The sequence below is a fragment of the Pseudomonas sp. PDM13 genome (assembly GCF_025685765.1).
Taxonomy (GTDB): Bacteria; Pseudomonadota; Gammaproteobacteria; order Pseudomonadales; family Pseudomonadaceae; genus Metapseudomonas; species Metapseudomonas solani.
Window position 1 is genome coordinate 1 of record NZ_JAOTQU010000011.1, and the last position, 17,392, is coordinate 17,392.

Consider the following 17,392-nt stretch of genomic DNA (forward strand, 5'->3'; position numbering starts at 1 on the left):
CACGACCTTGCCAAGGTCGGGGTCGCGAGTTCGAGTCTCGTTTCCCGCTCCAGTTAAACGAAAACGCCGCTCATTCGAGCGGCGTTTTCGTTTGTGCGTCTTTTGCCTCTCAGAGCCCGGCGGCCACCTTGGCGCGGGCCTCTTCGGGCAGCCAGTTCTTCCAGGCATCGGGATGGGCGCGCAGGTAGTCACGCGCAGCGTCGCGGGGTGGCTGGCGTTTCTCGCTCATGGTTGCCAGTGCCTGGTTCAGGCCGTCGATGGGCAGGTCCACCTTGGCGAACATCTCCGCCAGTTGCGGGTAGCGCTGGCGAAAGGGGGCGGAAACGCCTATGGCCAGGCGTGCGGGCAGCGAGCGGGTGCCGCGTGGGTTGGGGTGGCTGGCGTCGGCCAGGGTCTTCCAGGCGTCGGCATCGAAGGGCGGCTCTTCCAGCTTGATCAGCTTGTAGCGGCCCAGCAGGGGCGTTGGCGACCAGTAGTAGAACAGCACCGGCTGGCCGCGGCGGATGGCCGAGGTGATCTCCGCGTCCAGGGCCGCTCCGGAGCCGGTGCGGAAGTTACTGTAGCTGCCGTCGAGCCCATAGGCCTTGAGCTTCTGGCTGTTGACGCCTTCGGAGGTCCAGCCGGTGGGGCTGTTGAGGAAGCGGCCCTTGTTCGGCGACTCCGGGTCGCGGAACACCGCCTTGTAGCGCGCCAGGTCCTGCACCGAGCGCAGCTCCGGCGCCACCGCCTTGATCCCGCGCTCGGCGTCGCCTTCCACCACATAGGCCGGCACCCACCAGCCTTCGTCGGCGTTCTTGACGATATCGCCGAGGGCGAACACCTTGCCCTCCTGCTCCGCCTTGATCCACACCGGGCTGCGCCCCGGCCATTCCTCGGCGATGACCTGGATGTCGTCCTGGGCCAACGCGGCTTCCAGGCTGACGGTGCTGCCGGGCAGGGTGTCCGTCGGGTAGCCGTAGCCCTTCTCGACCACCAGCCGGAGGATCTCGGTGATCAGGCTGCCGCTTTCCCAGGTCAGGTCGCCGAAATGGATCGGCTCGCGCTGGTCCGCCGTTGCGCCCTGGCTCAACAGGGTGGCGGCGAGCAGGGCGCCGCCCAGCAGGTGCTTGATCGATCGCATGGGGTTCTCCACGGTTGCGGGTACGGGGACGAAGGTTAGACCGCCCTGACCGGGAGCGCCTGCTTGGCGCCTGTCACGCAATGGTCATGGCGCCGACATGATTCGGTAGCCATCGCGCCCTAGTCTCGGCGCTACACATCGTGCTCCTGATTCATTTGCGGCCGCCTCCGGGCGGCCTTTTCTTTGCCCGTTATCCGGCGAGCAGCGCCTGCGCCAGGCGCGCGGCAGGGGGTGTCAGGGCGTCGAAGCGCATGGCGCAGAGGTGCAGGTGGCGGGTGGTCCAGGCATCGGCCAGGGGCACGGCGCGCAGCGCGTGACGGTCCCTGGCGCGCTGCAGCGCCGCCTCGGGCACCAGGGCGATGCCCACGCCACGGGCCACCAGGCTGCAGACCGTATCGAAATCGCTGACCCGCAGGCGCAGCTCCAGGTGGCGACCGGCGTTGAGCGCCTTGCCGGCGATGTGCTGTTGCAGCGGGTTGTCACGGCCCAGGCCAACGAAGGCGCGGCCGAACAACTGCTCGAAGTGCAGCGGCCCGTCGCCGTCGAGGCTGCCGTCATCCAGGCGCGTCACCAGCAGCAGGCGGTCGACGCGGAAGGGGCGCGCCTCCAGGCCTGTCATGTCGGTGCTGTCGGCCAGCACGCCCAGGTCCGCCTGGCCCCGGGTCAGCGCCTCGACTATGGCGTGGCTGGGCTTTTCCTCGATATCCAGGTCGATCTGCGGGTGCATCAGCAGGAAGTCGCCCAGCACGCCGGGCAGGTGCTCGGCCAGGGCTGCGGTATTGCCCAGCAGGCGCACCCGGGCGCGCAGGCCCGTGGCGAAGTCGCCCAGCTCATCGGCCATCAGTTCCAGCTGGTGCGTCACCGCGCGGGCGTGATGGGCCAGGGTGCGGCCTGCCGGGGTAGGGCGTACGCCATGACGCTGGCGCTCGAACAGCGGCGTACCGAGGCTTTCCTCCAGCCCCTTGAGGCGCGCGCTGGCCGAGGCCAGGGCCAGGTGGCTGCGCTCGGCGCCGTGGGTGATGCTGCCGGCGTCGAGGATGTCGAGAAACAGCTTGAGGTCGATCAGGTCATAGCGCATCGCGGGCTTCCAGGCTTCGTCCAGGGCGTAGCCTGGGCTCGGGAATCACAGATTCAGCCCTGGCGCGGCATCGCGCAAGCTGGCGTCATCCTCTTCTTCGGTATCCGCCATGCTGCTGTTCTTCTCCTTCCTGGTTTTTCTGCTCGCCGGCCTGGTCAAGGGCGTGCTCGGCATGGGCCTGCCCACCGTCGCGATGGGCCTGCTGGCGGTGGCGATGACGCCGGGCGAGGCTTCCGCGTTGCTGCTCGTGCCTTCGCTTCTGACCAACCTCTGGCAGCTGTTCGCCGGCCCGGCCCTGTTGCCGTTGCTGCGTCGCCTGTGGCCGCTGCTGCTGACGCTGACCCTGGGCACCCTGGTGACCACACGCTGGCTGGTGGAGTCCACCAGCCCCTGGATTCCCGTCGCGCTCGGGGCCTGCTTGCTGGCCTACGGCGCGCTCGGGCTGCTCTCCATCCGCCCGCCGGCCCCGAAGAGCCGAGAGGGCGCCTGGTCTGCGCTGGTGGGGCTGCTCACCGGTCTGGTGACGGGGCTTACCGGGGTCTTCGTGATCCCGGCGGTGCCCTACCTCCAGGCCCTGGGGTTGCCGCGGGAGGTGCTGATCCAGGCCCTGGGCCTGTCCTTCACCGTCTCCACCCTGGCGCTGGGCCTGGGCCTGTTCATCCACGGTGGCAGCCAGAGCCTGGACCTCGGCCTCACCTGGCTGATGCTGCTGCCGGCACTGCTGGGCCTGGAGATCGGCCAACGCATCCGCCGGCGCCTGAGCGAGGCCATGTTCCGCCGGCTGTTCTTCCTCGGGCTGCTGGGCCTGGGGGCGCATTCGCTGCTGCGCGGGGCGATGGCCCTGGCCGGCTGAATCGCCGGGGCGTTATGCTCGGCGCCTCCCGATCCCGAGTTCCCACCATGCTCCACAGCCGACAGGCCTTCCTCGGCCGCCTGGAAATCGCCAGCAACAGCGGCAGCGGCCACGCCTTCGCCAAGCACAGCCACGACGAATGCGTCATCGGCGTGAACCTGGTGGGCGAGGAGCAGGTATGGCTGGACCGGCGCAGCTTCCGCGCCGGCGCGGGTGACATCACCCTCTACAACCCGGGGCAGATCCAGGGCGGCGGGGTGAAGGAGGGCGAGCCCTGGCGCTATGTCGGCCTCTACGTCACCGCCGAGCAACTGGCCGATGACCTGGGCCTGGCGCGGGTGGAGTTCCAGCAGGCCTGCAGCCACCAGCCCGACCTCGCCGCCAGCCTGGCCGATGCGGTGGAGCGGGCGCTGGGTGGCGACGCCCTGGTGCGCGAACGCGCGGAGGAGCGCCTGCTGCTGTGGCTCGGGCACCTGGTGCAGCGTACCGCCGGGCCCCTGCCAGATGCGGCGGCGGTAGGCGTGGGGCCGATGGCGCGGGTGCAGGAACTGCTGGCCGAGCGGCTGCAGGACAGCCCGAGCCTCGACGAACTGGCCACCGAGCTGGGCCTGTGCAAGTTCCACCTGTTGCGTGCCTTCCAGAAACACACCGGCCTCAGCCCCCGGCAATGGGCCATGCAACTGCGCACCCGCCGCGCCCGTGGCCTGCTGCGCGCGGGCTGGTCGGCTACCGACACGGCCCATTCCCTGGGGTTCGCCGACCAGAGCCACCTCAATCGCCACTTCCGTGCCGCCTACGGCATCACCCCCGGCGAGATGAAGCGCCTGCTCAACGCCTGAGTGCAATCCTGTTCAAGTCCATGGGCGCGGGGCTGGGCAGAATGCGCCCATCCGCTCCCCTGCATCGTTCGAGGTTTGCATGCTCCTGCTGTTCTGCTCGGCCTTCGTCTTCGGCGTGGTCTTCTGCCTGTCCCCCGGCGCTGTACTCGCCGAAACCCTGCGCCGTGGGTTGCTGCATGGCTTCCGCCCGGCGCTGCTGGTGCAATTCGGTTCCCTGGTGGGCGACGCGGTCTGGGCGGTGCTTGGCCTGGCGGGGCTGACCCTGCTGCTGGGGCAGGACCAGGTGCGCCTGCCGCTGACCCTGGCCTGCGCGGCCTACCTGGCCTGGCTCGGGCTGCGCAGCCTGCGCGATGCCTGGCAACTGCCGGAGGAGGGCGAGGCGACCGAGCATGAGGATCGTGGTGCGCTGCTCACCGGCGCGGCGATCTCGCTGACCAACCCGAAGAACATCGTCTACTGGGGCGCCCTGGGTACCGCCATGGCGGGCATCGTCGGCGGTGCGCCGGACCTGGCCCAGACCAGCGTGTTCTTCGCCGGCTTCATGACCGCCTCGCTGGCCTGCTGCTTCCTCTGTGCGGCGCTGGTGGACTGGCTGCGGCGCAACAGCTCGCCGACCTGGCATCGGGTCAGCCACGGGCTGTGCGGGGTGTTGCTGCTGGGGATGGCGGCCCTGGCCCTGCGCGGGCTGGCCTGAACAGGCGCGGGCCCGGGAGGGCCCGCGTTGAAACTCAGAGTACCCGGCCGCGGCACTCGCCGAAGCCGATGCGCACCCGACCTTCGCCCTCGCACCAGGCGCGCAGGATCACCTCGTCGCCGCTTTCCAGGAAGGTGCGCTGCTCGCCGCTGGCCAGGGACAGCGGCTGCTTGCCGCCGAAGGTGCTCTCCAGCAGGCTGCCGAAGGCGTCGGCTTCCGGGCCGGACAGGGTGCCGGAGCCGAACAGGTCGCCCGGTTGCAGCTTGCAGCCGCCCACCGCGTGGTGCGCCACCAGCTGCGCCACGGTCCAGTACATGTGCTGGGTGTTGCTCAGGGCCAGGCGTTGCGGCTGCTGGCCGCGCTCGCGCATCGCGGCGGTCTGCAGCAGCACTTCCAGCTGGATGTCGAAGGCACCACGGGCCTGGTCGTTGGCGTCCAGCAGGTAGGGCAGCGGCTGCGGGTCGCCTTCCGGGCGCGCCGGCTGGGCGGTGCGGAAGGGCTCCAGGGCCTCGGCTGTCACCACCCAGGGCGACACGCTGGTGGCGAAGTTCTTCGCCAGGAAGGGGCCCAGCGGCTGGTATTCCCAGGCCTGCAGGTCACGCGCGGACCAGTCGTTGAGCAGGCAGTAGCCGGCGATGTGCTGCTCCGCCTCGCCAATGGCGATGGCATCGCCCATGGCGTTGCCCTGGCCGATCCAGATGCCCAGCTCCAGTTCGTAGTCCAGGCGCTTGCTGGGGCCGAAGTTCGGCACCTCGGCGCCCGGCGGCAGGGTCTGGCCGTTGGGGCGGTGCACCGGGGTGCCGGACACGCACACCGTGGACGCGCGGCCGTGGTAGCCGATGGGCACGTACTTGTAGTTGGGCAGCAGCGGGTTGTCCGGGCGGAACAGGCGGCCGACGTTGTTGGCGTGGTGGATGCCCACGTAGAAGTCGGTGTAGTCGCCGATGCGCGCCGGCAGGTGCAGCTGGCAGTCGGCAGCGGCCGGCAGCAGCTCGGCGCCCAGGGCTTCCAGGCGGGCCTGGGCGGGGCTGCCTTCGGCGAGCAGGTCCTGCAGCTGGCGGCGCAGGGCGCGGCGGGCGTTGGCGCCAAGGGCGAAGAAGGCGTTGAGGTCTTCCCCGGCGGCGATGCGCGCGGCGTCGGCCGCTTCACCTTCGAACAGGCCGGTGGTGGTGGCGACCTTGAGGTCGAAGACCTGCTCGCCGATGGCGACGCCACCGCGCGGGGTGCCGCCTACCGGGCTGAAGATGCCCAGGGGCAGGTTCTGCAGGGGGAAGTCGGGGTGTTCGTTGGCCGAGGCTATCCAGCTGCGGCGGTTGTCATTCTGGGTCATCGGTCAGTTCCTGCCGTTGAAGGTCTTGGCCATGCCGTTCCAGCAGGCATCGTAGTCGTTCTGCAGCTGCGGGCATTCCAGGGCGTAGCGGGTGGGGCGCAGCACGCGGCCGGTTTCGAACATGAACGCCATGGTGTGATCGAGCTTGTGCGGCTTGAGTTCCGCGGCGATGGCGGCGGTGGTGCTGGCGTTGTCCGGGCCGTGGGCGCTCATGCAGTTGTGCAGCGAGGCGCCGCCGGGGGTGAAGCCGCCGGCCTTGGCGTCGTAGGCGCCCTGGATCAGGCCCATGAACTCGTTCATCAGGTTGCGGTGGAACCACGGCGGGCGGAAGGTCTTCTCGGCCACCATCCAGCGCGGCGGGAAGATCACGAAGTCGACGTTGGCCATGCCGGGGGTGTCGCTGGGCGAGGTCAGCACGGTGAAGATCGACGGGTCCGGGTGGTCGTAGCTGACCGTGCCGATGGTGTTGAACAGGCGCAGGTCGTACTTGTAGGGCACGTTGTTGCCGTGCCAGGCGACCACGTCCAGGGGCGAGTGGTCCAGTTCGGCGGCCCAGAGCTCGCCGAGGAACTTCTGCACCAGGGTCACGGGGGCGTCGCTGTCCTCATAGTGGGCCACCGGGGCGAGGAAGTCGCGCGGGTTGGCCAGGCCGTTGCTGCCGATGGGGCCCAGGTCCGGGATGCGCAGCGCAGCGCCGTGGTTCTCGCAGATGTAGCCACGGGCGCTGTCGTCCAGCAGTTCGACGCGGAACTTCATGCCACGGGGGATCACCGCGATTTCCAGGGGCTCCACATCCAGCAGCCCCAGCTCGGTGACCAGGCGCAGGCGGCCCTGTTCGGGGACGATCAACCATTCGCCGTCGGCATTGAGGAAGGCCCGCTGCATCGAGGCGTTGGCGCGGTAGACGTGCACGCTGACGCCGGAGGCCTGCTCGGCATCGGCGGTGGCGGCGATGGTCAGCAGGCCATCGATGAAGTCGGTGCGTTCGGCGGGGATGTCATGGGCATCCCAGCGCAGGCGGTTGGGGTCGATCGGGCCCAGGTGGCGGCCGGGGATCTGCCGCTCCAGGCGCTGGAAGCGTGGGTGCGCGGCGGACGGGCGGATGCGGTACAGCCAGGTGCGGCGGGCCTCGGCGCGGGAGACGGTGAAGGCGGTGCCGGAGAACTGCTCGGCATAGAGGCCATAGGGCGCGCACTGCGGCGAGTTCTGCCCGACGGGCAGGGCGCCCGGCAGGGCTTCGCTGGCGAACTGGTTGTTGAAGCCGGATTGATAGGCGAGGGCGGTGTGGGGCAGCGAGGAGCTCATGAGAACCTCTGTGTTTTTTGTAATTGAATTACGGATAACGTAATTTGAAAGCCTGAGAGGGTCAAGCTATAACAGCGCCTCCATTGCCAACCGAGGTAGTAGATGGCCATCCAACGGGACGACGCCGAGGCGCCCAAGCGGCAGAAAGTACAGGCGGCCGAAGTCGGCACCGAGATTCTCAAGGGGCTCGCCGACCTGGCGCCGGCCACCTCCCTGTCTCGCCTGGCCGAGCACGTCGGCATGCCGGCGGCCAAGGTACACCGCTACCTGCAGGCGCTGATCGCCAGCGGCTTCGCCGAGCAGGACGTGGCCACCAACCACTACGGCCTGGGGCCGGAGGCGCTGTTCGTCGGCCTCGCCGCCATCGGCCGGCTGGATGTGGTGCGTGCCGCCACGGCGCAGCTGTCGGAGCTGCGCGATGCGCTCAACGAGACCTGCTTCCTCGCCGTCTGGGGCAACAAGGGGCCCACCGTGGTGCACGTCGAGCAGCCGCTGCGGGCGGTGACCCTGGTCACCCGCGTGGGCTCGGTGCTGCCGCTGCTGGGGTCCTCCACCGGCCTGGTGTTCGCCAGCTACCTGCCCGACGCCGAGACGGCGCCGTTGCGCGAGGAGGAGGCGAACCTGCCCGGCGTGCCCGATGCCAAGGCGCTGCGCAAGCAGATCGCCGAGATCCGCGCCAGCGGCCTGCACCACGTGCACGGCCTGCTGATGCCGGGGGTGAATGCGCTCTCCGCACCGGTGTTCGCCGTGGGCGAGCAGATTGCCGGGGTGATCACCGTGGTCGGCGCCGCCAGCGGCTTCCAGGCTGAAACCAGCGGCCGCGCAGCGCAGTTGCTGAAGCAGGCGGCGGAATCCATCACCGCGCGCATGGCGGGTGTCCGTCCCGTTTGAGCGTCGGGCGTCCCGGTAGGCTTCACATTCGCGAGCAGAGCTCGCTCCTACGTTGGCATCGTGCAGTCGTGGGAGCGAATTCATTCGCGATGCTCTTCGGTTTAAGCCGCTCCCACAGGCAGACCTGCCACCCCATGAAAAAAGCCCGCTGATGCGGGCTTTTTCGTTGCGGCGGTGACTCACTCGGTGGTGAGCACGCCCCGGCGGATCTGGTCGCGTTCGATGGATTCGAACAGGGCCTTGAAGTTGCCCTCGCCAAAGCCGTCGTCGCCCTTGCGCTGGATGAACTCGAAGAACACCGGGCCCATCAGGGTCTCCGAGAAGATCTGCAGCAGCAGGCGACGGTCGTTCGCCTCGGTGGAGCCGTCCAGCAGGATGCCACGGCTCTGCAGCCGCTCCACCTTCTCGCCATGGTTGGGGATGCGGCCTTCGAGCATCTCGTAGTAGGTGGCCGGCGGTGCGGTCATGAAGCGCATGCCCAGGGCCTTGAGCTCGTCCCAGGTCTTCACCAGGTCGTCGGTGAGGAAGGCCACGTGCTGGATGCCCTCGCCGTTGAACTGCATGAGGAACTCCTCGATCTGCCCGGCGCCCTTGGAGGATTCCTCGTTGAGCGGGATGCGGATCATGCCGTCCGGCGCGGTCATGGCCTTGGAGGTCAGGCCGGTGTACTCGCCCTTGATGTCGAAGTAGCGGATCTCGCGGAAGTTGAACAGCTTCTCGTAGAAGTCCGCCCAGTAGGCCATGCGCCCGCGATACACGTTGTGGGTGAGGTGGTCGATGATCTTCAGCCCGGCGCCCCTGGGGTTGCGCTCCACGCCTTCGATGAACTCGAAGTCGATGTCGTAGATGGACGAGCCCTCGCCGAAGCGGTCGATCAGATACAGCGGCGCGCCGCCGATGCCCTTGATCGCCGGCAGACGCAGCTCCATCGGGCCGGTGGGGATCTCGATCGGCTGGGCGCCCAGCTCCAGGGCGCGGGCATAGGCCTTGTGCGCGTTCTTCACGCGGAAGGCCATGCCGCACACGGAGGGGCCGTGCTCGGCGGCGAAATAGGAGGCGGCGCTCTTCGGCTCGTTGTTGAGGATCAGGTTGATCTCGCCCTGGCGATACAGGTGCACGTCCTTGGAGCGGTGGGTGGCCACCTTGGTGAAGCCCATGCTGGCGAAGATGGGTTCCAGCAGGTTGGGCACCGGCGATGCCAGTTCGATGAATTCGAAGCCCATCAGGCCCATGGGGTTTTCAAAGATGTCGGCCATGTTCTGGCTCCTTGCAGTGGCGCGCGGCGGCGCCTGAATCGGATGAAAGTCGGTGGGGCGTCGATTCAGGCAAGGGGCGGTGGCGCGCAGGGAACGCCACGCACGCTACGGGCGAGGAAATCGCCGATGGTCACTTTGAAACCGAGGGTCTGCATGTGTGCTCCTCAGGCCGGCTTGTCGGCCTGGGCGTCCGGGTGGGCCTTGCGGAAGGCCGGGTGTTCCAGGGCCAGGCGCTCAACCCTGAGGATACGCGGGTAGGGCGCCAGGTCCACGGCAAAGCGTCGGGCGGCGTAGAGCTGGGGCAGCAGGTAGACGTCCGCCAGCCCGGGCTCGGTGCCGAAGCAGAAACCATCGTCGCCGATCAGTGCTTCGACGGCAGCCAGGCCTTCGCTGATCCAGTGGCCGATCCAGGCGTTCACGCCATTCTCGTCGGTGCCCAGCTGGCGCAGGCGGTTGAGCACGGCGACGTTGTGCAGCGGGTGGATGTCGCAGCCGATCAGCGCGGCGACCTGGCGCTGGCGTGCGCGTTGCAGTGCATCGCCGGGCAGCAGGGCCGGTTGTGGGTGGGTCTCTTCGAGGTATTCGATGATGGCGGGGGACTGGATCAGCACCTCGCCGGAGTCGGTGCGCAGGGCGGGGACGCGGCCCTGGGGGTTGATCGCGCGGTACTCGGGCTGGCGGTGTTCGCCGCCGTCGCGGATCAGGTTGACCGGCAGGTGCTGGACCTCCAGGCCCTTCAGCGCTAGCGCGATGCGTACGCGATAGGACGAGGTGGAGCGGTAATAGGTGTAGAGGTCCATGGCGGGCACTCGCAGGGCAGGGCGCCGGTCGGCAGGCTCACCGCTGACGCTATTGTTTTCATAATCTATTTACACTCTGCGTAATTTTAGGCGCCACGGCAAGCCCGACATGGGAATAATCCGCCTGCACCTGCGTTCTCGTTCGAGTCTTCCGAGGGGATGGATGTTCCGCCGCCGGGTGGGCCCGGCGGCGGAGAGGGCTCAGGCGCCGCCACGGAAGCAGGAGACGCCCCAGGCGGTGAGCTTGAACGGCAGGTGGTAGTGCTGATCGCTGTCGGCCAGGCCGAAGCGATAGATCAGTACATCGAGGAAGGCCGGCTCGGGCAGCGCCATGCCCCGGGCGCGGTAGAAGTCCGCCACCTGCAAGCTGACCTCGTAGACCCCCGGCACGCAGCGGCCGGCTTCGCCCGCGAGCCCGGCGAACAGCCCGTCCGTGCCGATGCGCCCGGCGTGGATCAGCTCGCGGCGCTCGCCGTCCAGGCGCTCCAGTTGCAGCGCCAGCCCCTCGGCGACGCAGCCGCTGGCGACGTCGACGACATGGATGGAAATGCCCTTCACGTCCAGAACCCTTCGTGGGGCGCCGCCGCCTCCTGCTCCAGCATCGGCCCCAGCACCGTCACCTGGCGCTGGCCGCGGGCAAACACCTCGCGGCAGGGCAGGGAGAAGGTGGGGTTCTCCGGGTGGGCGCCGGTCAGTTCCAGCAGCGCATGCTCGGACAGCGCATAGACCACCCGGCCGACACCGGTCCAGTACACCGCGCCGGCGCACATGCAGCAGGGTTCGGCGCTGGTGTAGAGGGTGCATTCGGCCAGGGCCTCGGGGCTCAGCAGGCGTGCGGCCTTGGCCACCGCCACCAGTTCGGCGTGCTGAGTCGGATCGCCTTCCGGCGGCATCGAGTTGTTGCCGGCGCTGGCGATCACCTTGCCGTTGCGGTCCGCCACCAGGGCGGCGAAGGGGTGGCGGCCGCGCTGGCGCGACGCCTGCGAGAGGCGGATGGATTCGCGCAGCAATTCCAGGTCGAGGTCGCTGATCCCGGCGGGTACCAGGTGGGTGAAGGTCATGGGTGACTCCTTGGGCAGTGGGTGCGCAGGGCGCGAGAGAAAGGTCAGTCGGCGAGGTCGGCGGTGCCGCTCGCGGTGTGCTCGGCGGGCTCGCGGCCGTTGAGCAGCAGGTTGAGGACGATGGCGGTGATGGCGCCGAGGAAGATGCCGCTCTCCAGCACCAGCTTCAGGGCGCCGTGGGCATGGGCGAAGAGCGCGGGGAAGGACATCGGCAGCACGCCGACGCTCACCGAGACGGCGACCACCAGTGCATTGCGCGTGCCTTCGAAGCGCACTCGCGAGAGCTCCTGGATGCCCGCCACCGTGGTCATGCCGAACATCACGATGGCGCCGCCGCCGAGCACGGGCGTCGGCACGGCGGCGATCAGGGCGCCGAGCTTGGGGAACAGGCCCATGAGGATCATGATCCCGCCGGCGGCGGCCACCACGAAGCGGCTCTTCACCTGGGACAGGGCGATCAACCCGGTGTTCTGGGTGAAGGCGTTGTAGGGGAAGCTGTTGAACAGGCCGCCGATCACGGTGGACAGGCCGTCGGCGCGGAAGGCGTTGCCCAGGGTGCGCGCATCCACGGAGCGGCCGGTGAGTTGGCCGATGGCCAGGCAGTTGCCGGTGGTCTCGGCCATGATCACCAGCATCGCCAGGGTCATGATCAGGATCGGCGTCAGCGAGAACTGCGGCACGCCGAAGGCCATGGGGGCGGAGAGCTCGAACCAGGCCGCCTCGCCGACGCGGCTGAAGTCGGTCATGCCGCAGGCCGCCGCCAGCAGGCTGCCCAGCAGCAGGCCGATGAGCACGCTGAGGTTGCCGATGAAGCCGGAGAAGCGCGCATAGACCGCAAGGATGATGGCGGCGGTGGCCAGCCCCAGCAGCAGGTTGGCCGGCGCGCCGAAGTCCGCGGCATCCGGGTTGCCGCCGCCGAGCCAGATGGCCGCTGCGGGCATCAGCGAGATGCCGATGATGGTGATCAGGCTGCCGATCACCACCGGCGGGAAGAAGCGCAGCAGGCGGCTGAACACCGGCGCCAGGGCGATGGTGATGACCCCGGCGGCGATCACCGCGCCGAATACCTGGGCCAGGCCGTATTCCTTGCCGATCATGATCATCGGCGCCAGGGCGATGAACGAGCAGGCCTGCACCAGCGGCAGGCGCGCGCCGAACTTCCAGAAGCCCAGGGTCTGGATCAGCGTGGCGATGCCCGAGGTGAGCAGGTTAGCGTTGATCAGCAGGACGATCTGCGTGTTGCTCAGGCCCAGGGCGCTGCCGAGGATGAGTGGCACGGCCACGGCGCCGGCGTACAGCACCAGGACGTGTTGCAGGCCGAAGGTCAGAAGTTGCCGGAGGGGGAGTCGCTGGTCGACCGGATGGATGGAGGTGGGGCTCATGGGTATCTCCTGGAGGTGCAGCTGTTTTTGTTATTGGGGGGCGGGTTACCCAGCGTTTCGAGGAGGCAGTGCTGGCTTGCGGGCATCTTCAGGGGCTTGAAGGCGATGGAACAAATGAATAACCATCGCTTATTCCGATGGTTGCGGTGGGTACGGCGATGCGTTTTTCCCTTGATCAGCTACAGGTATTCGTCGCCGTGGTGCAGGCCGGCTCCTTCTCCGCCGCCGCCCGGCGCCTGGGGCGCACCCAGTCCACCGTCAGCGCGGCCATTGCCAACCTGGAGACCGACCTGGGGGTGGAGCTGTTCGACCGCTCCACGCGCATCCCCACCCTCACCGCCGGTGGCCACAAGCTGCAGCTGGAGGCCGAGGCGGTGCTGGCGCGCTGCCTGGCCCTGCAGGGGCATGCCGACAGCCTGGCGGAGGAGACCGAGCCCAGCCTGACCCTGGCCATCGAGGTGCCCTACGCGACGGTGATGCCGGTGCTGCGGGACTTCGAGCAGGCCTTCCCCCATGTCGACCTGATCATCCGCCACCCGCACCACGGTGATGTCGCCGGCATGCTGCAGCGCGGCGAGGTGGAGCTGGGCATCGCCTTCTCCCAGCCGGAATACCCGCGCGAGCTGGAATTCCAGCAGCTGGGCAAGCTGATCATGGTCCACGTCACCCACCCCCGGCACCCGCTGGCACAGCGCGAGGAGGTCAGCTTCGACGACCTGCACGCCCATCGCCGGCTGGCCTTCAGCGCCCACGCCAGCAAGCTGCCCAGCAGCGAATACCTGCGCGCTACGCGCCTGTGGCAGGCCGAGAGCTACATTGCGCTGGTGGAGATGGTGCGGGCCGGCCTCGGCTGGGCGACCCTGCCGCGCCAGCTGGTGCAGCGCGAGCTGGCCGCCGGTGAACTGGTGGAGCTGCAGCTCGCCGCCTACCCCCACACCGACTGGCTGGTGGGGGTCGACCTGCTCTGGCAGCGCCGACATGGCCGGGGCCAGGCACAACGCTGGCTGCGCGAGCGGTTGATGGGCACCAAGGTGTTCGAGCTGGACCGCCAGGGCAGGGCGACCACGCTCTGACGCGTGCGCGTCAGCCCTGCGCCTGGAGCTGTTGCAGTGCGCGGCGGGTGACGGCGTCGATATAGGCGGGGGCGTTGTAGATACGCGCGAGGAGGATGGCGCCTTCGTAATCGGCCACCAGCTGACGGCCCAGCTCACCGGCCTGCGCCTCGCCGAAGTCCGGGCGGTAGAGATTGGCGAAGGCGGCGGCCCAGTCGTCGAGGAAGCTGCGGATCGGCTCCATCAACTCGCTCTTGCCGTAGGTCGCATCCACCGCGACCACCGCCATCAGGCAGCCGATGGCATCGTCCTGGAACAGCTTGCCGGCCTTGTGGCCGATCTTCGCCAGGCGCTCGTGGGGCGCCAGTTCTTCATCGAAGGCGATGGCGAACAGCGCCTTGCCGATGCGCTCGTGGGTCCAGGCCAGCACGTCGCGCAGCAGCGACTCCTTGTTCGGGTAGTGGTGGTAGAACGAGGCCTTGGTCAGCCCGCACGCCGCCGCCAGCGCATCCATGGTGGTGCCATGGTAGCCCAGCCGCTTGAAGGTGTTGGCGCAGTGCTGGAGGAGTTCGTCGCGGGAGATTTTTGGCGGTCGCACGGTGGATTTCCTGCTCTCGATCAAGGCCGCTGATTCTAGGGCATAAGCCTCGCCACCTCAATTTGACGGTTACCGAATGTTTGTTTAGTTTCTCCTGGCCGAACAAACGGTAAGTAACTGGCGAAGCCTTCGCCAGACAGCCATCGATACCCAGGAGACTATTCATGAGCGAAGCCAACAGCGGGGCGGGACGCGTCACGCGGGAACGGCGGGACCAGCTGTTTCTGATCGGCCTGGACCGGGCCGGCAAGCGCAATGCCTTCGACAGCGCCATGCTTGCCGACCTGTCCCTCGCCATCGGCGAATACGAGCGTGACGAGGCCATGCGCTGCGCCGTGCTCTTCGCCCATGGCGAGCACTTCACCGCCGGCCTCGACCTGCTGGAGCTGACGCCCAAGCTCGCCTCCGGCGGCTTCCAGTACCCCAGCGAGGGCATCGACCCCTGGGGCGTATCCAAGCCGCGCCGCACCAAGCCGGTGGTGGTCGCGGTGGAAGGCACCTGCTGGACGGCGGGGATCGAGCTGGTGCTCAACGCCGATATTGCCATCGCCGCCCGCGACGCACGCTTCGCTCATCTGGAGGTGTTGCGCGGCATCCCGCCGTCCGGCGGCTCCACCGTGCGCTTCACCCAGGCCGCCGGCTGGACCGACGCCATGCGCTACATGCTCACCGGCGAAACCTTCGACGCCGCCGAGGCGCTGCGCATGCGCCTGCTCACCGAGGTGGTCGAGCCGGGCCATGCGCTGACGCGGGCCATCGAATATGCCGAGCGCATCGCCAAGGCCGCGCCCCTGGCCATCCGCGCCACGCTGCAGTCCGCCTTCCAGGCGCGGGACGAAGGCGATGATGCGGCACTCTCGCAGCTCAACGAACTGCTGTTCGGCCTGATCCGCAGCGAAGACGTGCGCGAAGGGGTGATGGCGATGATGCAGAAGCGTGAACCGGTCTTCACAGGCCGCTGAAACGTGGTTGAGCGGTCGGCGGCCACCCGGGCGCCGGCCCGACCTGGATAGGTGAATAGCTGGAACATGAACGAGACGATGACCAAGCACCTTCCCGAACAGGGCATCCGCGTGGAGAAAGTCAGCCTGCCCGCACGCGACGGCTACCCTCTGGTCGCCACCCGCTACCACGCACCGGGCGAGGCCCGGGGCAACCTGCTCCTGGCCGGTGCCACGGGTGTGCAGCAGCGCTTCTACCGGCGCTTTGCCGAGCATGCGGCGCGGCAGGGGCTCAACGTACTGACCATGGATTACCGCGGCGTCGGCGAATCCGCCCCGGCGACGCTCAAGGGCTTCCACATGGCCTACCTCGACTGGGCCTATCAGGACCTGGCCGCCGCAGTGGACCTGCTCGGCGCCGATGCGCTGCCGCTGTATTGGGTGGGGCATTCCTTCGGCGGGCACGCCATCGGCCTGCTGCCCAACCATGATCGCCTCGCCGCGTGCTACAGCCTCGGCAGCGGCGCCGGCTGGAGCGGCTGGATGCCCCGCGGCGAGGCCCTGAAGACCCGCCTGCTGTGGAGCCTGGTGCTGCCACCCATCGTCGCCTGGAAGGGCTACATGGCCTGGAGCCTGCTGGGCATGGGCGACGACCTGCCCCTGGGTGTGTACCGCGACTGGAAGCGCTGGTGCCGCCACCCGCACTACTACTTCGACGATCCCGGCATGGCCCATGTCGCCGGGCTCTACGCCAGGGTCCGCACGCCCTGCGTGTTCGCCACCTCGGTGGACGATCCCTGGGCACCACCGCGCTCGCGGGACGCCTTCGTCAAGGGCTACAGCAACGCCCCGCTGACCCGGCGCGACCTGCATCCCCCACAGGGCGGCGAGCCCATCGGCCATATGGGCTACTTCCGCGCGGGTTCCGAACCGCTCTGGGACGACATCCTGAAATGGCTGCTGGCCCACGCACCGCTACGCCGTGCCTGGCACCCCGAACCCACTCCCTGCTGAGGATATGGCCATGCCCCTGCTGCTGCAGCTCCACCTGTTCGCCGTGGCCTTCTGGCTCGGTGTCGTCGCGGTCGAATTCCTGCTGGAACAGGGGCGCGCCACCAGCCGCGCCCCGGGGCTTCACCGTGGCGCGGATGCATCGGCGCATCGACCTGTTCTTCGAGATGCCGGCCTTCAGCCTGGCGCTGGTCACCGGGCTGCTGCTGATCGAGCCGGCGCGCTTCGACGGCCTCTATGCCTTGAAAGTGGTCGCGGGCCTGGTGGCCGTGGCCGGCAACGCCCTCTGCCTGGTCCCCGTGCTGCGCCGCCGCAGCGCCGCCGAAGCCGATGACCTCGGCAACGTGATCCGCCTCTCCCGGCAGATCGATCGCATCTCCCTGCTGGCCATCCCCGCCGGGCTGCTGGCCCTGGCCTGCGGCGTCTACCTGGCGCTGATGCGTTGAGGCTCCCGGGCTGAAGCCCGGGCTACGCCCCGTAGGTTGGGCTGAGGTGCGAAGCCCAACGTAGCAATGTGCAGATCGAGAGTGCGTTTCGATGGGCTCAAAGCGACTAGCGGCCCGCCGAACCGGCAATCCCCTCGATCATCGCCTTGACCGCCGCTTCGCTGTCCACCGATACGGGCGCGGAAACGCGGAACTTGAGCATGCTGTCGCCCAGTTCGAACAGGTAGAGCGAGGAGCGGATCGGCTGCACTTCGCCGGCGAAGGGCTCGACGAATTCGAAGTCTGCGCGCAGGCCGGTGATGGCCTGGCCCCGGTAGTCCAGGGTTACCGGCTGCTCGCCGACCAGCTTGCCGGTCTTGTGGAAGGTGAGGATTTCCTGCTTCTGCTGTTGCTGGTGGTTGAGCACCAGTTGGTGCCGGGCCGCCGCGATGACATCCGCCGGCGAGCCGATCGAACTGACCTGCGGCACCGGGTAGACATAGGCGGTGAAGACGACGGGCTGGGCGATCAGCTCGGAGTTGTAGCCGACCATGATATGCCGGGCCCGCTCGTCGAAGCGCATGATCTGGGTGCGGAGGAAGATGCCGGCGGTGGTCGGGAAGATGATGCCCGTGTCGTCATGCCGGTAGGGGCCGGCGGCGGGCATGTCCTGGGGCTGGAACGGGCTGTTCTGGCAACCCGCGAGGGTGATGGCCAGCAGCAGGGTGAGCAGGTACTTCATGGGGACGTTCCTTG

19 protein-coding genes are annotated in these 17,392 nt (G+C 68.5%); 8 read left to right on the plus strand and 11 right to left on the minus strand.

Annotated elements, in window-relative coordinates; all coding sequences use genetic code 11:
- Positions 1 to 109 precede the first annotated feature (109 nt).
- Both OEJ36_RS13205 and OEJ36_RS13210 read right to left on the minus strand, forming a co-directional pair.
- On the minus strand, positions 110 to 1,120 hold the full coding sequence (locus OEJ36_RS13205; RefSeq protein WP_263401870.1) for an ABC transporter substrate-binding protein: 1,011 nt from the start codon (positions 1,118 to 1,120) through the stop codon (positions 110 to 112).
- 190 nt (positions 1,121 to 1,310) lie between these two features.
- A complete protein-coding gene (locus tag OEJ36_RS13210; RefSeq protein ID WP_263401871.1) occupies positions 1,311 to 2,198 on the minus strand; it encodes a LysR substrate-binding domain-containing protein in 888 nt (295 codons plus the stop codon).
- Positions 2,199 to 2,307: 109 nt separating this feature from the next.
- On the opposite strand from OEJ36_RS13210, the gene OEJ36_RS13215 reads away from it, so the two are divergent.
- The 3 genes from OEJ36_RS13215 to OEJ36_RS13225 all read left to right on the plus strand — a co-directional run bounded on the left by OEJ36_RS13215 (position 2,308) and on the right by OEJ36_RS13225 (position 4,584).
- A complete protein-coding gene (locus OEJ36_RS13215; RefSeq protein ID WP_263401872.1) occupies positions 2,308 to 3,051 on the plus strand; it encodes a sulfite exporter TauE/SafE family protein in 744 nt (247 codons plus the stop codon).
- 47 nt (positions 3,052 to 3,098) lie between these two features.
- Positions 3,099 to 3,890: an AraC family transcriptional regulator gene (locus OEJ36_RS13220; protein WP_263401873.1), complete on the plus strand. Its 792-nt coding sequence runs from the start codon at positions 3,099 to 3,101 to the stop codon at positions 3,888 to 3,890.
- A 79-nt stretch (positions 3,891 to 3,969) separates the two neighbouring features.
- Positions 3,970 to 4,584 carry a LysE family translocator gene (locus OEJ36_RS13225; RefSeq protein ID WP_263401874.1) on the plus strand — a complete coding sequence of 205 codons (615 nt, stop codon included), beginning with the start codon at positions 3,970 to 3,972 and terminating at the stop codon, positions 4,582 to 4,584.
- Positions 4,585 to 4,618: 34 nt separating this feature from the next.
- Here OEJ36_RS13225 and fahA read toward each other — a convergent pair whose 3' ends face one another.
- Positions 4,619 to 5,914, minus strand: coding sequence for a fumarylacetoacetase (gene fahA / locus OEJ36_RS13230; protein ID WP_263401875.1), 1,296 nt, complete (start codon positions 5,912 to 5,914; stop codon positions 4,619 to 4,621).
- 3 nt (positions 5,915 to 5,917) lie between these two features.
- Positions 5,918 to 7,219: a homogentisate 1,2-dioxygenase gene (hmgA, locus tag OEJ36_RS13235; protein WP_263401876.1), complete on the minus strand. Its 1,302-nt coding sequence runs from the start codon at positions 7,217 to 7,219 to the stop codon at positions 5,918 to 5,920.
- Positions 7,220 to 7,321: 102 nt separating this feature from the next.
- Here hmgA and OEJ36_RS13240 point away from each other — a divergent pair, with 102 nt between their 5' ends.
- The gene (locus OEJ36_RS13240; protein WP_263401877.1) at positions 7,322 to 8,110 is read left to right on the plus strand and encodes an IclR family transcriptional regulator; all 789 of its coding nucleotides are present in this window, start codon (positions 7,322 to 7,324) and stop codon (positions 8,108 to 8,110) included.
- 179 nt (positions 8,111 to 8,289) lie between these two features.
- Here OEJ36_RS13240 and hppD read toward each other — a convergent pair whose 3' ends face one another.
- The 5 genes from hppD to OEJ36_RS13265 form a co-directional block, all read right to left on the minus strand.
- Positions 8,290 to 9,366: a 4-hydroxyphenylpyruvate dioxygenase gene (gene hppD, locus OEJ36_RS13245; protein WP_021217994.1), complete on the minus strand. Its 1,077-nt coding sequence runs from the start codon at positions 9,364 to 9,366 to the stop codon at positions 8,290 to 8,292.
- Positions 9,367 to 9,530: 164 nt separating this feature from the next.
- Positions 9,531 to 10,166, minus strand: coding sequence for a maleylacetoacetate isomerase (gene maiA / locus OEJ36_RS13250; protein WP_263401878.1), 636 nt, complete (start codon positions 10,164 to 10,166; stop codon positions 9,531 to 9,533).
- A 201-nt stretch (positions 10,167 to 10,367) separates the two neighbouring features.
- On the minus strand, positions 10,368 to 10,724 hold the full coding sequence (locus tag OEJ36_RS13255) for a hydroxyisourate hydrolase (RefSeq protein ID WP_263401879.1): 357 nt from the start codon (positions 10,722 to 10,724) through the stop codon (positions 10,368 to 10,370).
- A complete protein-coding gene (locus OEJ36_RS13260; protein ID WP_263401880.1) occupies positions 10,721 to 11,227 on the minus strand; it encodes a nucleoside deaminase in 507 nt (168 codons plus the stop codon). Before OEJ36_RS13260 ends, OEJ36_RS13255 begins: the two co-directional genes overlap by 4 nt.
- Before the next feature lie 44 nt (positions 11,228 to 11,271).
- Entirely contained in the window at positions 11,272 to 12,609 is a 1,338-nt protein-coding gene (locus OEJ36_RS13265; protein WP_263401881.1) for a nucleobase:cation symporter-2 family protein, read from the minus strand.
- Positions 12,610 to 12,767: 158 nt separating this feature from the next.
- Here OEJ36_RS13265 and OEJ36_RS13270 point away from each other — a divergent pair, with 158 nt between their 5' ends.
- Complete coding sequence (locus OEJ36_RS13270) at positions 12,768 to 13,682, plus strand: LysR family transcriptional regulator (RefSeq protein WP_263401882.1); 915 nt, start codon at positions 12,768 to 12,770, stop codon at positions 13,680 to 13,682.
- A 10-nt stretch (positions 13,683 to 13,692) separates the two neighbouring features.
- Here the strand turns inward: OEJ36_RS13270 and OEJ36_RS13275 are convergent, their stop codons facing one another.
- A complete protein-coding gene (locus OEJ36_RS13275; protein WP_263401883.1) occupies positions 13,693 to 14,259 on the minus strand; it encodes a TetR/AcrR family transcriptional regulator in 567 nt (188 codons plus the stop codon).
- Between the two features lie 164 nt (positions 14,260 to 14,423).
- Here OEJ36_RS13275 and OEJ36_RS13280 point away from each other — a divergent pair, with 164 nt between their 5' ends.
- The 3 genes from OEJ36_RS13280 (at position 14,424) to OEJ36_RS13290 (ending at position 16,657) form a co-directional block, all read left to right on the plus strand.
- Positions 14,424 to 15,221: a crotonase/enoyl-CoA hydratase family protein gene (locus OEJ36_RS13280; protein ID WP_263401884.1), complete on the plus strand. Its 798-nt coding sequence runs from the start codon at positions 14,424 to 14,426 to the stop codon at positions 15,219 to 15,221.
- Between the two features lie 78 nt (positions 15,222 to 15,299).
- Entirely contained in the window at positions 15,300 to 16,214 is a 915-nt protein-coding gene (locus tag OEJ36_RS13285; protein WP_411861002.1) for an alpha/beta fold hydrolase, read from the plus strand.
- 134 nt (positions 16,215 to 16,348) lie between these two features.
- On the plus strand, positions 16,349 to 16,657 hold the full coding sequence (locus OEJ36_RS13290) for a hypothetical protein (protein WP_263401886.1): 309 nt from the start codon (positions 16,349 to 16,351) through the stop codon (positions 16,655 to 16,657).
- A 106-nt stretch (positions 16,658 to 16,763) separates the two neighbouring features.
- Here the strand turns inward: OEJ36_RS13290 and OEJ36_RS13295 are convergent, their stop codons facing one another.
- Positions 16,764 to 17,378, minus strand: a complete 615-nt coding sequence (locus OEJ36_RS13295; RefSeq protein ID WP_263401887.1) for a hypothetical protein — start codon at positions 17,376 to 17,378, stop codon at positions 16,764 to 16,766.
- Positions 17,379 to 17,392 lie beyond the last annotated feature (14 nt).

Coding starts and splice junctions, on each gene's coding strand:
- OEJ36_RS13285 (WP_411861002.1), top strand. CDS start 15,300: ATGACCAAGCACCTTCCCGAACAGGGCATCCGCGTGGAGAAAGTCAGC.
- OEJ36_RS13280 (WP_263401884.1), top strand. CDS start 14,424: ATGAGCGAAGCCAACAGCGGGGCGGGACGCGTCACGCGGGAACGGCGG.
- OEJ36_RS13290 (WP_263401886.1), top strand. CDS start 16,349: ATGCATCGGCGCATCGACCTGTTCTTCGAGATGCCGGCCTTCAGCCTG.
- OEJ36_RS13270 (WP_263401882.1), top strand. CDS start 12,768: ATGCGTTTTTCCCTTGATCAGCTACAGGTATTCGTCGCCGTGGTGCAG.
- OEJ36_RS13265 (WP_263401881.1), bottom strand. CDS start 12,609: ATGAGCCCCACCTCCATCCATCCGGTCGACCAGCGACTCCCCCTCCGG.
- OEJ36_RS13225 (WP_263401874.1), top strand. CDS start 3,970: ATGCTCCTGCTGTTCTGCTCGGCCTTCGTCTTCGGCGTGGTCTTCTGC.
- OEJ36_RS13215 (WP_263401872.1), top strand. CDS start 2,308: ATGCTGCTGTTCTTCTCCTTCCTGGTTTTTCTGCTCGCCGGCCTGGTC.
- OEJ36_RS13240 (WP_263401877.1), top strand. CDS start 7,322: ATGGCCATCCAACGGGACGACGCCGAGGCGCCCAAGCGGCAGAAAGTA.
- OEJ36_RS13205 (WP_263401870.1), bottom strand. CDS start 1,120: ATGCGATCGATCAAGCACCTGCTGGGCGGCGCCCTGCTCGCCGCCACC.
- OEJ36_RS13220 (WP_263401873.1), top strand. CDS start 3,099: ATGCTCCACAGCCGACAGGCCTTCCTCGGCCGCCTGGAAATCGCCAGC.
- OEJ36_RS13210 (WP_263401871.1), bottom strand. CDS start 2,198: ATGCGCTATGACCTGATCGACCTCAAGCTGTTTCTCGACATCCTCGAC.
- OEJ36_RS13295 (WP_263401887.1), bottom strand. CDS start 17,378: ATGAAGTACCTGCTCACCCTGCTGCTGGCCATCACCCTCGCGGGTTGC.
- maiA (WP_263401878.1), bottom strand. CDS start 10,166: ATGGACCTCTACACCTATTACCGCTCCACCTCGTCCTATCGCGTACGC.
- fahA (WP_263401875.1), bottom strand. CDS start 5,914: ATGACCCAGAATGACAACCGCCGCAGCTGGATAGCCTCGGCCAACGAA.
- OEJ36_RS13260 (WP_263401880.1), bottom strand. CDS start 11,227: ATGACCTTCACCCACCTGGTACCCGCCGGGATCAGCGACCTCGACCTG.
- hmgA (WP_263401876.1), bottom strand. CDS start 7,219: ATGAGCTCCTCGCTGCCCCACACCGCCCTCGCCTATCAATCCGGCTTC.
- hppD (WP_021217994.1), bottom strand. CDS start 9,366: ATGGCCGACATCTTTGAAAACCCCATGGGCCTGATGGGCTTCGAATTC.